Genomic DNA, 14,785 nt, shown 5'->3' on the forward strand with positions numbered 1-14,785 from the left:
GCTTTAACAGGGGTAGCGAGGTGTTTCTCTCGACGTTCGAGAAGCAGCTGGACAGCAAGCGGCGCATCGTCGTGCCGCAGGACTTCCGCGCCGCGCTCTCGGGTCCGTTCGACGGGATCTTCTGCTTTCCCTCCATCGAGGCCGACTGCCTGGAAGCGGGCGGAAAAAGCCTGTTCGACCGCTATCAGGGCGTGATCGAGGAGCTGCCGTTCGGCGATCCCCTGCGTTCGGCCCTGGAGACCAGCGTGCTGGGCGGCATGGCGCGGCTGTCGTTCGACACCGCCGGCCGCATCACCCTGCCCGACACCCTGTGCGAGATGTTCGGCCTGACCGACTGGGTCGCGGTGGTCGGCCTGGGCGAGCGGTTCCAGATCTGGTCGCGCGAGGCCTTCCAGGCCCACCGCGCCGCCCAGCGCGAGCTGGCCCGCGACGGCCTGGCCGCGATGCGCGCCCAGCAGCGCACCGCCCGGATCGGGGGCGCGGCATGAGCGACATCGAAGCCGCCGAAGGGGCCGGCGCGCCGCACGTCTCGGTCCTGCTCGACGAGGTGGTCGCAGCCCTGGACTCGGGGCCCGGCGACGTGGTCGTGGACGGCACCTTCGGGGCCGGCGGCTACACCCGCGCCATCCTGGCGACCGGCGCGTCGGTCGTCGCCTTCGACCGCGACCCGACGGTCCAGCGCTTCGCCGCCGAGTTTTCCGCGACGGATGGTCGCTTTCGGCTGATTCAGGACCGTTTCTCGCAAATCACCACGTATCTGGAAGATGCGTCGGTCGACGGCGTGACCCTGGATCTTGGCGTGTCTTCCATGCAGCTCGACGAGGCTGAGCGCGGCTTTTCCTTCATGCGCGACGGTCCGCTGGACATGCGCATGGGCGCCGACGGCCCGACCGCCGCCGATCTGGTCAACGAGCTGGACCAGGTCGAGCTGGCCCGCATCCTCTATGTCTACGGCGAGGAGCACGCCTCGCGCCGCATCGCCAGCTTCATCGTCAAGCGCCGGGGCGAGCGGCCGTTCACCCGCACCCTGGACCTGGCCCACGTGATCGAGCGCGCCCTGGGCGGCCGGAAGGGCGCCAAGGTCCATCCGGCCACCCGCTCGTTCCAGGGCCTGCGGATCGCGGTCAACGCCGAGCTGGAGGAGCTGGAGGCCGGCCTCGTCGCCGCCGAGCGCGTGCTCAAGCCGGGCGGCCGGCTGGCGGTGGTCGCCTTTCATTCGCTGGAAGACCGCATCGTCAAGAATTTCCTGGCCGAGCGGGCCGGCCGCACGCCGGGCGGGTCGCGCCACGCGCCGCCGGTCGAGGCCGGCGCCCCGCCCAGCTTCCAGCTGATCTCGTCCAAGGCGATTGCCCCGGGCGAGGCCGAGCTGGCGGTCAATCCGCGCGCCCGGTCCTCCAAGCTGCGCGCCGCCGTGCGCACCACCGCTCCGGTCTGGAGCGCCGCATGAGCCTGTCGAGCATCTTCGACCGCCGCGTGCGGGGCTTCCGGGTTGTCGAGCTGGTCTGCCTGACCATCCTGCTGGTCCTGGTCCTGGGCGTCTACATGGCCAAGACCTTCGCCGGCCGCGAGCGCGCGCAGATCGCCGACGTCGAGCGCCAGATCGAGGACGAGAAGCTCCGCGTGCGTCTGCTGAAGGCCGAGGTCGCCTATCTGGAGCAGCCGCGCCGCATCGAGCAGCTGGCCCAGCGGCTGCAACTGGCCCCGATCAAGCCCGAGCACGAGACCACCGAGGACGCCCTGATCGACGTGGCCCGCCACGCGCCGGCCGCCCACGCCCCGGCCTCGCCGACGGCGGCGGCCAATACCGAGGCGGCCGCCGCCGAGGCGCCCGAGTCCACGCCCGACGACTATCCGGCTCCCGAACAGCCCTCCGCGGAGGCGCCGCGATGAGCCTGGCCAATCTCGCCCCCGGCGGCGCGCCCGCGGCCTGGCGCTGGCTGATCGAACGGGTCTGGCGGCTGGAGCACGCCTTCGAGCGCTCGCGCGCCGCCGCGCGGCCCGAGGACGACACCCGCATCCGCATCTTCTTCGTCATGGCCATCTTCGGCCTGGCCTTCACCGTGCTGGCCCTGGGCGCCACCTGGGCGGCGGTGTTCTCCAAGGTGGGCGGCAACGGCTACCTGGCCTCGACCGACGGCGCGCGGGGCGACCTGGTCGACCGCAACGGCCAGCTGCTGGCCGTCGACCTGACCCACTACGCCCTCTACATCAACCCCAAGGACGTCTGGGACGCCAAGGCCACGCGCAAGGCGCTGGCCAAGGCCCTGCCGCAGGTGCCGGCCAAGCGCCTGGACCAGGTGGTGTTCGCCGATCGCCGCGGTTTCCTGGTCGGCGGCATGACCCCGGCCGAGAAGGACGCGATCTTCGACCTGGGCCTGCCCGGCGTCGAGTTCGAGGAGCAGGCGGCCCGGGTCTATCCGCTGGGCGCCAGCGCCGCCCACTTCATCGGCTTCGTCGACAAGGGCGGCAAGGGCCTGTCCGGCGCCGAAAAGGCCCTGGACAAGTCGGTGCGCGAGGCCGCGGCCAAGGGGCCGGACGGCGCGATCCCGCTGTCGATCGACCTGCGTGTCCAGGCCGCCCTGGAGGACGAGGTGCGCAAGGCCGCCATCGAGTTCCAGGCCAAGGACGCGGTCGGCATCGTCACCAACGTCCATACCGGCGAGATCCTCGGCCTGGTCAGCTATCCGGACTACGACCCCAACCAGTTGAACCAGGCTTCGGCCGAGCAGATGACCAACCACGCGGCCGCGTCGGTCTACGAGATGGGCTCGACCTTCAAGGCCTTCACCGTGGCCATCGGCCTGGACAGCGGCGTGGCGACGCCGGCCTCGACCTTCGACGCCCGCCAGCCGTTCCAGCTGGGCTACCGGACCATCCACGACTTCCACGCCGCGCGGAAGATCCTGACCCTGGTCGAGGTGTTCCAGCACTCGTCCAACATCGGCACCGCCATCCTGGCCGAGCGGATCGGCGGCGAGCGCCTGAGCCGCTACTTCAACGCCCTGGGCCTGACCAAGCCGGCCAAGGTGGAGCTGCTGGAGTCGGCCCGCCCGCTGACGCCCAAGAAGTGGGACGACGACGCGGTCGCCTCCACCTCGTTCGGCCACGGCATCAACGTCTCGCCCCTGGCCCTGGCCCAGGCCATGGGCGCGCTGCTAAACGGCGGCACGCTGCAGCCGCTGACCATCCACAAGCTGCCCCCGGGCGTGCGCCCGGAGGCCCCGCGCGCGGTGTCGGAGGAGACCTCGCAGCAGATGCTGCAGATCATGCGCGCCAACGTCACCGGCGGCAGCGGCAAGTCGGCCAACATCCCGGGCCTGTCGGTCGGCGGCAAGACCGGCACCGGCGAGAAGTACGACCCGGCGATCCGCGGCTACAACCACCAGCGCCAGGTCTCGTCGTTCGCGGCGGTGTTCCCCACCGCGGGGCCGATCGAGGCCGACCGTTATTTCGTGCTGGTGCTGATGGACGAGCCCCACGGCACCGCCAAGACCGGCGGCTTTTCGACCGGCGGCTACGTGGCCGCGCCGGCTGCGGGTCGCGTGATCGAGCGCATCGCCCCGTTCCTCGGCGTCCGCCGCCAGACCGACATCTTCACCGTGGCCCAGCAGCCGCCAGCCGCTCGGGAGGCGGGACTTTGAGCAAGACGCTTTCGCAAATCCTGAACCGGCCTTGCGCGACCGACCCCGTGATCACCGGGGTCACCGCCGACAGCCGCAAGGTGCGTGAAGGGTTCCTGTTCGCCGCCCTGCCGGGCAGCAAGGTCGACGGCCGCACGTTCATCGCGGGCGCGATCGCCTCGGGCGCCGCCGCCGTCCTGGCGCCGGACGACGTCGAAGGCCTGTTGGTTCCCGTCATCCACGCCGGCGACCTGCGCCGCGCCTACGCCCTGGCCGCCGCCCAGTTCTGGGCCGAGCAGCCGGCGACCTGCGTGGCGGTGACCGGCACCAACGGCAAGACCTCGGTGGCCGGCTTCTGCCGCCAGATCTACGCCCGGCTTGGCCGGAAAGCGGCCAGCATGGGCACCCTGGGCGTGGTGGTCAGCGAGGCCGGCAAGCCGGACCTGCAACTGACCCCGCCGGGCCTGACCACGCCGGACGCCGCCGACGTCGCCGAGATGATGGCCAGGCTGGCCGGGATGGGCGTCACTCACCTGGCGGTCGAGGCCTCGTCGCACGGCATCGACCAGCGGCGCCTGGACGGCGTGCGCCTGGCCGCCGCCGGCTTCACCAACTTCACCCAGGACCACCTGGACTATCACGGCACCATGGGCTGCTACCGCGCGGCCAAGCTGCGGCTGTTCGAGACCCTGCTGCCGCGGGCCGGCACGGCCGTGCTCAATGCCGACAGCGACGCCTTCCCCGCCTTCGCCTCGGCCGCCGTCACCTCGGGCCAGTCCGTGCTGACCGTCGGCCACGAGGGGCAGGGGCTCAAGCTGGTCGAGCGCACCCCGGTGCCGGAAGGCCAGCGCCTGAAGATCGCCGCCCAGGGCCGCGCGTTCGAGGTGCTGCTGCCGCTGGCCGGCGACTTCCAGGCCTCCAACGTGCTGGTCGCGGCCGGCCTGTGCGTCGCCACCGGCGAGGATTTGGAGGCGGTGATCGCCGCCCTGGCCACCCTCGAAGGCGCGGCCGGCCGGCTGCAGCGGGTCGGCACCGGCGCGCGCGGCGGCGAGGCCTATGTCGACTACGCCCACACCCCCGACGGCCTGGAGACGGTGCTGGCCGCCCTGCGTCCCCACACCCGCGGCAAGCTGATCGTGGTGTTCGGGGCCGGCGGCGACCGCGATCGCGGCAAGCGTCCGCTGATGGGCGAGATCGCCGCGCGCCTGGCCGACGTGGCCATCGTCACCGACGACAATCCCCGCTCCGAGGAGCCGGCCTCGATCCGCGCCGCCATCCTGGCCGCCGCGCCCGGCGCCAAGGAATACGGCGACCGCCGCGAGGCCATCCGGGCCGGCGCGGCCCTGCTGGCCGACGGCGACGTCCTGGTGGTGGCCGGCAAGGGCCACGAGCAGGGCCAGCTGGTCGCCGGGGTCAACCATCCGTTCGACGACGTGACCGAGACGGCCCAGGCGCTGGAGGCCGTCCATGCGTGAGATCCTCTGGACCGCCGACGAGATCGCCGCCGCCACGGGCGGCCAGGTGCTGGCCGACTTCGAGGCCACCGGCGTGTCGATCGACAGCCGCAGCCTGGAGCCCGGCGACCTGTTCGTGGCCTTGACCGGCGCGCGGGACGGCCATGAGTTCGTGGTCCAGACCGCCGACAAGGGCGCGGCCGGAGCGCTGATCTCCAGGCCCGTGGCCATTCCGGCCGTGCTGGTCGAGGACACCTTCCGCGGGCTGGAGCGCCTGGGCGTCGCCGCCCGCGAGCGCGCGCCCCAGGCCCGGCGCGGCGCGGTCACCGGCTCGGTCGGCAAGACCAGCGTCACCCGCGCCGTCGAGGCGGGCCTGCGCCGCGCGGGCAAGGCCCATGCCTCGGTCAAGTCCTATAACAACCATATCGGCGTGCCCCTGACCCTGGCGCGGATGCCGCGCGACACCCAGCGTGCGGTGTTTGAGGTCGGCATGAACCACGCCGACGAGATCACCCCGCTGTCGGGCTTCATCCGCCCGCACGCGGTGGCCATCACCACCGTCGGTCCGGTCCACCTGGAGAACTTCGCCGACGGCGAGGAGGGCGTCGCCCGCGCCAAGGCCGAGATCTTCGCCGGGCTGGAGCCGAACGGCGTGGCCGTGCTGAACGCCGACAACCCGTGGTTCGGCCTGCTCAAGGCCGAGGCCGAGAAGGCCGGCGCCCAGGTCTGGAGCTTCGGCACCGGCGAGGGCGTCACCGCCCAGCTGACCGTGTTCGCCGCCGGCCCCCACGGCGCCCAGATCACCGCCGTCGTGCGCGGCGAGACGATCCACTTCCCGATCCTGCAGACCGGCGTGCACTGGGGCCTCAACAGTCTGTGCGTGCTGCTGATGCTGGAGGCCCTGGACGTCGACCGCGAAACCGCCCTGGCGGCGCTGGCCGAGTTCGAGCCGATCGAGGGCCGCGGCGCCGAGCGCGTGGTCAAGATCCCCGGCGGGACCTTCACCCTGGTCGACGAGAGCTACAACGCCAACCCGGTCTCGATGCAGGCCGCCCTGACGACGCTGGGCGCGCGCGACGTGGCCGGCCGGCGCATCGTCGTCCTGACCGACATGCTGGAGCTGGGCCCCCAAAGCGCCCGATTCCACGCCGATCTAGCGACCCCGATCGCGGCGGCCGGCATCGATCTGGTGTTCTGCGCCGGACCGTTAATGAAATCTTTATGGGAAGCGCTTCCGCCGACTCGGCGAGGCGCGTACGCCCAGAACGCCGCCGAACTCGCGCCCAAGGTCGCTTCGGCGATGCGGGCGGGCGACGTGGTGATGGTGAAGGGATCGAACGGATCGAAGGCGGGGGCCGTGGCCGCCGCCCTGGGCGCGCTCGACCTCGAAGGACAAGGCTGATGCTGTATTTCCTCTACGAGTGGCTGTCGCGTGGCGGACACGAGCACGTCCCGGTCCTCAACCTGCTGAAATACCTGACCTTCCGCACCGGCATGTCGATGCTGACGGCCTATATCGTCGCAGTCGCCATGGGTTCGCGCTTCATCCGCTGGATGAAGGCCAAGCAGGGCCGGGGCCAGCCGATCCGCACCGACGGCATCGCCCGCCATGTCACCGAGAAGGCCGGCACGCCCACCATGGGCGGCTTCATGATCCTGGCCGGCCTGTTCGTCGGCTCGCTGCTGTTCGGCGACCTCAAGAACGTCCACGTCTGGGTGGTGCTGGGCATCACCGCGGCGTTCGGCGTGCTGGGCTTCATGGACGACTACGCCAAGGTCACCAAGCAGACGACCGCCGGCCTTTCCAGCGGCCAGAAGCTGGTCGCCCAGTTCATCGTCTCGATCCTGGCGGCCGTGGTGCTGATCGTCTTCGCGCCGAAGTCGCCCTCGACGGCGGGGCTTGAGACCTCGGTGGTCTTCCCGATCCTGAAGAACCTGGTGATCAACCTCGGCTGGTTCTACGTGGCCTTCGCCGCGGTCACGATCGCCGGCTTCTCCAACGCCGTGAACCTGACCGACGGCCTGGACGGCCTGGCCATCGTGCCGGTAATGTTCGCCGCCTCGACCTTCGGCCTGATCGCCTACCTGGTCGGCAACGTGAAGTTCGCCGACTATCTGAACCTGCACTACGTGCCCAGCGTCGGCGAGCTGGCCGTGCTGTGTGGCGCCATCATCGGCGGCGGCATGGGCTTCCTCTGGTACAACGCCCCGCCGGCCAAGATCTTCATGGGCGACACCGGCTCGCTGGCCCTGGGCGGGGCCTTGGGCTCGATCGCCGTCTGCGCCAAGCACGAGCTGGTGCTGGGCATCGTCGGCGGCCTGTTCGTGGCCGAGGCGCTCTCCGTGATGATCCAGGTCGCCTACTTCAAGAAGACCGGCAAGCGCATCTTCCTGATGGCGCCGATCCACCACCATTTCGAGAAACTCGGCTGGGCCGAGAGCACCGTCGTCGTCCGCTTCTGGATCGTGGCGATGATGCTCAGCTTCGTCGGCCTCGCCACCCTGAAGCTGAGATAGGAGAGGGCGCGCCATGATCCCGGTCCGCGGTTTCGAGGGCAAGACCGTCGCCGTGTTCGGCCTGGGCCGGACGGGGCTGACGGCCGCGCGCGCGCTGATCGCCGGCGGGGCCAAGGTGGCGCTGTGGGACGAGAAACCCGCCAGCCGCGAGGCCGCTGCGGCCGAGGGCCTGAACGTCGTCGACCTGACCACGGCCGACTGGAGCCAGTTCGCCGCCCTGATGCTGTCGCCGGGCGTACCGCTGACCCATCCCAAGCCACACTGGACGGTGGCCAAGGCCAAGGCGGCCGGGGTCGAGATCCTCGGCGACATCGAGCTGTTCGCCCGCACGGTCAACGCCGCGCCGGAGCACAAGAAGCCCAGGATCGTCGCCATCACCGGCACCAACGGCAAGTCGACCACCACCGCCCTGATCGGCCACCTGTGCCGCCAGGCCGGCCGCGACACCCGGGTGGGCGGCAATATTGGCGAGGGCGTGCTGGGCCTGGAGGACATGCACGGCGGGGCGGTCTACGTGCTGGAGCTGTCGTCCTACCAGCTGGACCTGACCTCAAGCCTCAAGCCCGACGCCGTCGTGCTGCTGAACATCTCGCCCGACCACCTGGACCGCCATGGCGGCATGGACGGCTACATCGCCGCCAAGCGCCGGATCTTCCTGAACCAGGGCAAGGGCGACACCGCGATCATCGGGGTCGACGATCCCTGGTGCCAGCAGATCTGCACCGAGATCACCGCCGCCAACCGCCGGACCATCTGGCCGATCAGCGCCGGCAAGGCCATGGGCCGCGGCGTCTACGCCCTGCAGGGCGTGCTCTATGACGCCACCGGCGAGCGGGTGACCGAGATGGCCGATCTTCTTCGCGCCAGAAGCCTGCCGGGCCGCCACAACTGGCAGAACGCCGCGGCCGCCTACGCCGCCGCCCGCGCCCTGGGCATCCCGCCGATGCAGGCGGTCGACGGGCTGATGAGCTTCCCGGGCCTGGCCCACCGGATGGAGACGGTCGGCCGGATCGGCAAGGTCGCCTTCGTCAACGACAGCAAGGCCACCAACGCCGACGCCGCCCGCCAGGCGATGTCGTCCTATCCCAGGTTCTACTGGATCGCCGGCGGCGTGCCCAAGGCCGGCGGCATCGACGACCTGGCCGACCTGTTCCCGCGCGTGGCCGGCGCCTACCTGATCGGCCAGGCGGCCGAGGACTTCGGCCGGACGCTGGAGGGCAAGGCCCCGGTGCGCCAGTGCGGCGACATCGAGACCGCCGTGGCCGCCGCCTACGCCGACGCCGCCGCGTCGGGCGAGGAGGCCATCGTCCTGCTGTCGCCCGCCTGCGCCTCGTTCGACCAGTTCGCCGATTTCGAGCAGCGGGGCGAAGCGTTCCGCGCGGCGGTGATGGGGCTGGGCAAGGCGCCGGCGGCGTCGGCGGCGTCGGCGGCCAAGCGGGCCTAGTTGCCCGCCTTCCTGGAGGGCTTGGCGTGCATCCCTACTGGTTCACCTTCGAGCCGCTGAATTCTCGGACGCCGCTCAATTCTGGCGCGGGGGTCACGGCGCGCGACGACGAGGACGCCCGGCGGTTGGTTCGGGAAGCCTTCGGAGATCTGTCTGTCGCCAAGATGGTGGTTTTGAAGGATCTGGACGGGCTGGACCAAGGCCATGTGCGTCCGAACATGGGAAACATCCTGGTTCGCGGGATCTGGTTTCCGCTCGGCTACGAAAACATCGGCTAGGACTGACCAGAGTCCATTCGCCACACCCGTTCCAACCGTCACAACAACACTCGATTAACCCTAAGCTCCGACCCTCCGGCCATGACGTTCCAGACCACCCACGCCTTCGCCCGCACCGACCGCTCGCGGCTCGGCGTCTGGTGGTGGACGACCGACCACTGGCTACTGGGCGCCACGGCGGTGCTGGTCACCGTCGGGGTGCTCCTGTCGTTCGCCTCGAGCCCGGCCGCGGCCGCGCGGATCGGCATCGACGACCAGTTTCACTTCGCGGTCCGCCAGTGCGTGTTCGGCCTGGGCGCGGCGATGATCGTGCTGTCGGTGTCGATGCTCAGCCCCCGCGGCATCCGCCGCTCGGCGTTCTTCATCTACATCGTCGCCATCGGCGTCATGGCCGCCCTGCCCTTCATCGGCCACAGCGCCAAGGGCGCGGCCCGCTGGCTGCTGATCGGCGGCTTCACCTTCCAGCCGTCGGAATTCATGAAGCCGGCCCTGATCGTGCTGGTCTCGTGGATGTTCGCCGAGGGCCAGAAGGGTGAGGGCGTGCCGGGCGTGTCGATCGCCTTCGTCCTCTATTTCATCGCCGTGGCCCTGCTGCTGGTGCAGCCCGACGTCGGCCAGACCGTGCTGATCACCATCGCCTTCGGGGCCGCCTTCTGGATGGCCGGGGTGCCGATCTCGTGGATCATGGGCCTGGGCGCCGTGGCGGTGGGCGGGCTGATGTCGACCTATTTCCTGTTCGACCACGTCCATGCCCGGGTGCAGAAGTTCCTCAGCCCCGACCAGGCCGACACCCACCAGATCACCCGCGCCGCCGAAGCCATCCACGCCGGCGGACTGTTCGGGCGCGGCCCGGGCGAGGGCGTCATGAAGCGCCATGTGCCCGACCTGCACACCGACTTCATCTATTCGGTCGCCGCCGAGGAATATGGCCTGGTGTTCTCCCTGGCCCTGATCACCCTGTTCGCCTTCGTCGTGGTGCGCGGCCTCTACAAGGCCATGAAGCTGACCGACACCTTCGAGCAGGTGGCGGCCTCGGGCCTGTTCGTGCTGGTGGGACAGCAGGCCTTCATCAACGTGGCCGTGAACCTGAACATGATCCCGACCAAGGGCATGACCCTGCCCTTCATCAGCTATGGCGGCTCGTCGATGCTGGCCATGGGCCTGACCTTGGGCATGGCCCTGGCGTTGACGCGCAAGCGTCCAGGGGCCTATGGCGGGGCGGGAGAGTTCGACCAGGCGGGGGCCCTGGGATAGCGCTCCAGCAGGAGGCCGCCTTGCCCGTCATTCGCTCGCGTACCGGAGCCGTTTCATTATGAGCAAGCTGGCCGTCGTCGCCGCCGGAGGAACCGGCGGGCACCTGTTCCCCGCCCAGGCCCTGGCCGAGGCCCTGGCCGCGCGCGGCTGGCGCATCGTGCTGGCCACCGACGAGCGCGGCGCGCTCTATGCCGACAAGTTTCCGGCGGAGGAGCGCCTGGCCCTGTCGGCCGCCACCGCCAAGGCCGGCGACCCGATCGGCATGATCAAGGCCGGCCTGGTGGTCTGGCAGGGCGTGAACCAGGCCAGGGCCGCCTTCAAGCGGCTGGACCCGGCCGTGGTCGTCGGCTTCGGCGGCTATCCCGCCCTGCCGGCCCTGCTGGGCGCCCTGGCCCAGAAGCGGCCTACCGTGATCCACGAGCAGAACGCGGTGCTGGGCCGCGTGAACCGCTTCCTGGCGCCCCGGGTCGACGAGGTCGCCTGCGCCTTCCCGACCCTGCAGCGCGCCAAGCCTTCGGTGAAGGCCCGGGCCCACGTGGTCGGCAATCCCGTTCGGCCGCCGGTGCGCGCGCTCTACGACGTGCCGTATCTTCCGCCTGAGGTGCAACTGCGCGTCCTGGTCACCGGCGGCAGCCAGGGCGCGCGCCTGCTGTCCGAACTGGTCCCCGAGGCCGTCGCCAAGCTGCCCGAGGACATCCGCGGCCGGCTGAAGGTGTTCCAGCAGGCCCGCGCCGAGAGTATGGAAGGCGCGCGCAAGACCTATCGCAACGCCATGGTCGAGTGCGAGGTCGCGCCGTTCTTCCGCGACATGGCCGGCTATCTGCGCCAGGCCCATCTGGTGATCGGCCGCTCCGGCGCCTCGACCTGCACCGAGCTGGCCGTGGCCGGCCGGCCGTCGATCCTCATTCCGCTGAAGATCGCCGCCGACGACCACCAGCGCTTCAACGCCCGACTGCTCGAGGACGCGGGCGGCGCGGCGGTGTGCCTGGAGGACGAACTGACCGTCGACGCCATGGCCGGCGCCCTGAACGCCCTGCTCAAGGACCCCGAGCGCCTGGCCCGCATGGCGGCGGGCGCGCGGAGCGTGGCCAAGCCGAACGCGGCGGAGGAGCTGGCGGACCTGGTGGAGCGGACGGCGGGGTAGGGCCAGGATTGCCTGTCGGTCGGAAAGCCTATATCTTCTATAGAAGCTAGAGGTTTCCCATGCCCAGCCGATCCGCCCATCTTGACGAAGACACCGATCTCCTGATCGCCAAGACGGCGAAGCTGGAGGATCGCAATCCTTCACAGATCATGGCGGCTGCGGTGCGCTGGTACCTGCACCTCACGCCGGGCGCACGCGACGCCATGCGCCGGATCGAGGCGATCGGCGCGCGGGCCGTGGAAGAGGCCAGCTGGACCTTGAGCCGAACCTTGCTTGAACGCGAATACGCCACCTTGGCGCAGCAAGGCGCGCGTTCGCTGAAGACGACCCTGACCGCCGACGCGTCCGAGGATGAGATCATGGCCGAAGCCGTGAGCATGACCCGGCGGTCGTCACGTGGCGGCTAGGCTCTGCCTGGACCTGAACGTCTGGTTGGGCGCGATCCTTTCCGAGAAATTGGCGCGTCGCGGAACGGCGGCCCTGGCCCTGGTCGACGCGGTGCGGTCTGGCCTCAGCGCGCGTGGTCCCGTCGCCCTCGTCGTTTCGTGGGGCATGCTGAACCGGCTGCGAGAGGTTCTGGTCCGCTTCGAGTTCGGCGCACTGGAGGCTGAGCGGCTTGTTCAGGTCATCGCGACCATCGCGCGCGATGGTCCTTCGCTGACGCTCGGCGGGGCTGGAGTGCTGCCGCTCGACGACGAAGAGGATCGGCATGTGCTGGAGACCGCCCTGGCCGGCGGCGCCGACATGCTTGTCACGCAGAATTTGAAAGACTTCGTGGGCCAGGACACGCGGGTCCTGGTCGCAGACCGATATTATGGCGTGGACGCGGCTGACCGGCGGCTGCTGATCGTGCACACCTATGCTGCGGCCGCTTGGCTGAGGGGCGAGGACCTGCCGGCCGCGGTCCAAGCGTTTCTCCAGACTTAAGGTTCGGCGCCCGTCGCGATCAATGGGCGGCCGAGCTTGACGGCCTCCTCGACACGGGTCGCCACGGGAACGCCAGCGAACGGCCTCCACCCGTCACACACCACCTTGGCCACGGCGTCATCCGCCCCGCCCGCCGGGATCGGGGCGGCTGGACGCAGGTCGCCGCTGACCGGACCCTCCTTGCCGCCGACCCGCACGCTGGAGAAGCCGGCGTGGGCGATGGTGCGGGCGTCGCAGTCGATGACCTCGTAGCGCCAGCCGCCCCAGAACGCCTCGGTCCCGGCGGTGAAGCCGTCCTCGGCCACCTGCAGCACGCGCAGCCTGGCGGTGCGGCCGGTCCAGGCGATCCCGCCCATGTCCACGAAGGCGGCGAACCGGCCGACGTCGGCCAGGCGCAGTTCGAGCGGGACCTGCGCCTGGGCAGGGGAGGCGAGGGCGATCGCTCCTCCACCGAGCAGCGCGGCGAAACGGGGGAGGCGGCGCGATGCGGATACGCATCGTGACGGAGGGGGGGCTACGACGGCGGCAGACGCCCCCTTCGACCGCTTCGCGGCCACCTCCCCCGTTTCACGGGTGAGGAGAGAGAAATCCACGCCTTCTGCATCAAACATCCCGTTCCACCCCGTCGCCAAATCGTCTAATCCGCTGTGATGATCCAGCGTCGACGACCCGTCCCCTTCGAACTCGGCCCCGTGCACTTCATCGGCATCGGCGGCATCGGCATGTCCGGCATCGCCGAGATCATGATCCGCATCGGCTACACCGTGCAGGGCAGCGACGCCAAGGCCAGCGCCAATACCGAGCGGCTGGAAAAGCTGGGCGCGCGGATCTTCATCGGCCACGACGCGGCCAATGTCGACGGCGCCTCGGCCATCGTCTACTCGACGGCGGTCAAGGCCGACAACGCCGAGATGGTCGCCGGCCGCGACAAGCGCCTGCCGCTGGTCCGCCGCGCCGAGATGCTGGCCGAGCTGATGCGGCTTCAGTTCTCCGTGGCCGTCGGCGGCACGCACGGCAAGACCACCACCACCTCGATGGTCGCCGCCCTGCTCGACGCCGGCGCCCTGGACCCCACCGTGGTCAACGGCGGGATCATCAACGCCTACGGCACCAACGCCAAGGTCGGCGAGGGCGACTGGATCGTGGTCGAGGCCGACGAGAGCGACGGCAGCTTCCTGAAGCTGAAGTCCACAGTCGCCATCGTCACCAATATCGACGCCGAGCACCTGGACCACTGGGGCGACTTCGACGCGGTCAAGAAGGGCTTCCGCGACTTCGTCGAGAACATCCCGTTCTACGGCTTCGCCGCGGTCTGCACCGACCATCCGGAGGTCCAGGCCCTGACCGCCCGCATCGAGAACCGCCGGCTGGTCACCTACGGCACCAATCCCCAGGCCGAGGTCCGGGTCAGCAACATCGGCATGGGCCCGGATGGCGCGACCTTCGACATCGTCGTCTCGCCGCTGTCGGGCGAGCAGGTCCGCTACGAGGGCCTGAAGATGCCCATGGCCGGGCATCACAACGTGCTCAACGCCACCGCCGCCGTGGCCGTGGCCCGCGAGCTTGGCGTCGACGCCGACGCGATCCGCGCTGGCCTGGCGGGCTTCGGCGGGGTCAAGCGCCGCTTCACCACGACGGGCGTGGCCAACGGGATCCGCGTCGTCGACGACTACGGCCACCACCCGGTCGAGATCGCCGCCGTGCTGAAGGCCGCCCGCGCGGTCTCGACCGGCAAGGTGATCGCCGTGGTCCAGCCGCACCGCTTCACCCGCCTGCGCGACCTGATGACCGAGTTCAGCAGCTGCTTCAACGACGCCGACACGGTGATCGTCGCCGACGTGTACACGGCCGGCGAGCAGCCGATCGAGGGCGTCGACCGCGACCACCTGGTCGAGGGCCTCAAGAAGTTCGGCCACCGCCGCGCCCTGCCGCTGGAAAGCCCCGCCGCCCTGCCGGCTCTGGTCGCCGCCGAGGCGCAGTCGGGCGACCTAGTGGTGCTGCTGGGGGCTGGGGACATCACGTCCTGGGCCTATGCGCTGCCGGGGCAGCTGGAAGCGCTGGCGAAGTGAGCGCGGCGGTGAGGGAAGACGCGTTTTCTCTTTCCCTCCCCTTTATGGGGAGGGTGGCGGCCAAGCCGACGGGTGGGG

At 70.3% G+C, this 14,785-nt stretch carries 15 protein-coding genes; 14 read left to right on the forward strand and 1 reads right to left on the reverse strand.

The annotated features are described in order from the left end of the window. The first annotated feature begins 20 nt into the window (after positions 1 to 20). The 13 genes from J2X41_RS18220 to J2X41_RS18280 all read left to right on the forward strand — a co-directional run bounded on the left by J2X41_RS18220 (position 21) and on the right by J2X41_RS18280 (position 12,638). A complete protein-coding gene (locus J2X41_RS18220; protein WP_310083944.1) occupies positions 21 to 488 on the forward strand; it encodes a division/cell wall cluster transcriptional repressor MraZ in 468 nt (155 codons plus the stop codon). Further along, positions 485 to 1,447: a 16S rRNA (cytosine(1402)-N(4))-methyltransferase RsmH gene (gene rsmH / locus J2X41_RS18225; protein WP_310083947.1), complete on the forward strand. Its 963-nt coding sequence runs from the start codon at positions 485 to 487 to the stop codon at positions 1,445 to 1,447. The genes J2X41_RS18220 and rsmH overlap by 4 nt, the downstream gene beginning before the upstream one ends. Beyond that, a complete protein-coding gene (locus J2X41_RS18230; protein WP_310083948.1) occupies positions 1,444 to 1,890 on the forward strand; it encodes a cell division protein in 447 nt (148 codons plus the stop codon). Before rsmH ends, J2X41_RS18230 begins: the two co-directional genes overlap by 4 nt. Beyond that, complete coding sequence (locus J2X41_RS18235; protein WP_310083951.1) at positions 1,887 to 3,641, forward strand: penicillin-binding protein 2; 1,755 nt, start codon at positions 1,887 to 1,889, stop codon at positions 3,639 to 3,641. Before J2X41_RS18230 ends, J2X41_RS18235 begins: the two co-directional genes overlap by 4 nt. Then, positions 3,638 to 5,095 (forward strand): UDP-N-acetylmuramoyl-L-alanyl-D-glutamate--2,6-diaminopimelate ligase, encoded by a 1,458-nt coding sequence (locus tag J2X41_RS18240; protein ID WP_310083953.1) that lies wholly within the window; start codon positions 3,638 to 3,640, stop codon positions 5,093 to 5,095. Before J2X41_RS18235 ends, J2X41_RS18240 begins: the two co-directional genes overlap by 4 nt. After that, positions 5,088 to 6,476, forward strand: coding sequence for a UDP-N-acetylmuramoyl-tripeptide--D-alanyl-D-alanine ligase (murF, locus tag J2X41_RS18245; RefSeq protein ID WP_310083956.1), 1,389 nt, complete (start codon positions 5,088 to 5,090; stop codon positions 6,474 to 6,476). The genes J2X41_RS18240 and murF overlap by 8 nt, the downstream gene beginning before the upstream one ends. Continuing rightward, the gene (mraY, locus tag J2X41_RS18250) at positions 6,476 to 7,591 is read left to right on the forward strand and encodes a phospho-N-acetylmuramoyl-pentapeptide-transferase (protein WP_310083958.1); all 1,116 of its coding nucleotides are present in this window, start codon (positions 6,476 to 6,478) and stop codon (positions 7,589 to 7,591) included. Before murF ends, mraY begins: the two co-directional genes overlap by 1 nt. 13 nt (positions 7,592 to 7,604) lie before the next feature. Further along, positions 7,605 to 9,035 (forward strand): UDP-N-acetylmuramoyl-L-alanine--D-glutamate ligase, encoded by a 1,431-nt coding sequence (gene murD / locus J2X41_RS18255; RefSeq protein WP_310083961.1) that lies wholly within the window; start codon positions 7,605 to 7,607, stop codon positions 9,033 to 9,035. A 26-nt stretch (positions 9,036 to 9,061) separates the two neighbouring features. Then, the gene (locus J2X41_RS18260) at positions 9,062 to 9,313 is read left to right on the forward strand and encodes a hypothetical protein (protein ID WP_310083964.1); all 252 of its coding nucleotides are present in this window, start codon (positions 9,062 to 9,064) and stop codon (positions 9,311 to 9,313) included. Positions 9,314 to 9,394: 81 nt separating this feature from the next. Next, entirely contained in the window at positions 9,395 to 10,567 is a 1,173-nt protein-coding gene (gene ftsW, locus J2X41_RS18265; RefSeq protein ID WP_028040194.1) for a putative lipid II flippase FtsW, read from the forward strand. 58 nt (positions 10,568 to 10,625) lie between these two features. Beyond that, positions 10,626 to 11,711, forward strand: coding sequence for an undecaprenyldiphospho-muramoylpentapeptide beta-N-acetylglucosaminyltransferase (gene murG, locus J2X41_RS18270; RefSeq protein ID WP_310083968.1), 1,086 nt, complete (start codon positions 10,626 to 10,628; stop codon positions 11,709 to 11,711). A 59-nt stretch (positions 11,712 to 11,770) separates the two neighbouring features. Further along, on the forward strand, positions 11,771 to 12,118 hold the full coding sequence (locus J2X41_RS18275) for a hypothetical protein (protein WP_310083971.1): 348 nt from the start codon (positions 11,771 to 11,773) through the stop codon (positions 12,116 to 12,118). Next, a complete protein-coding gene (locus tag J2X41_RS18280) occupies positions 12,108 to 12,638 on the forward strand; it encodes a PIN domain-containing protein (RefSeq protein WP_310083974.1) in 531 nt (176 codons plus the stop codon). Before J2X41_RS18275 ends, J2X41_RS18280 begins: the two co-directional genes overlap by 11 nt. On the opposite strand, the gene J2X41_RS18285 is transcribed toward J2X41_RS18280, so the two are convergent. Further along, complete coding sequence (locus tag J2X41_RS18285) at positions 12,635 to 13,096, reverse strand: hypothetical protein (RefSeq protein ID WP_404979957.1); 462 nt, start codon at positions 13,094 to 13,096, stop codon at positions 12,635 to 12,637. The genes J2X41_RS18280 and J2X41_RS18285 overlap by 4 nt on opposite strands. 192 nt (positions 13,097 to 13,288) lie before the next feature. On the opposite strand from J2X41_RS18285, the gene murC reads away from it, so the two are divergent. Beyond that, entirely contained in the window at positions 13,289 to 14,707 is a 1,419-nt protein-coding gene (gene murC, locus J2X41_RS18290) for a UDP-N-acetylmuramate--L-alanine ligase (protein WP_056759244.1), read from the forward strand. Positions 14,708 to 14,785 lie beyond the last annotated feature (78 nt).

This window comes from Caulobacter sp. BE254, from assembly GCF_031457295.1.
Lineage (GTDB): Bacteria > Pseudomonadota > Alphaproteobacteria > Caulobacterales > Caulobacteraceae > Caulobacter.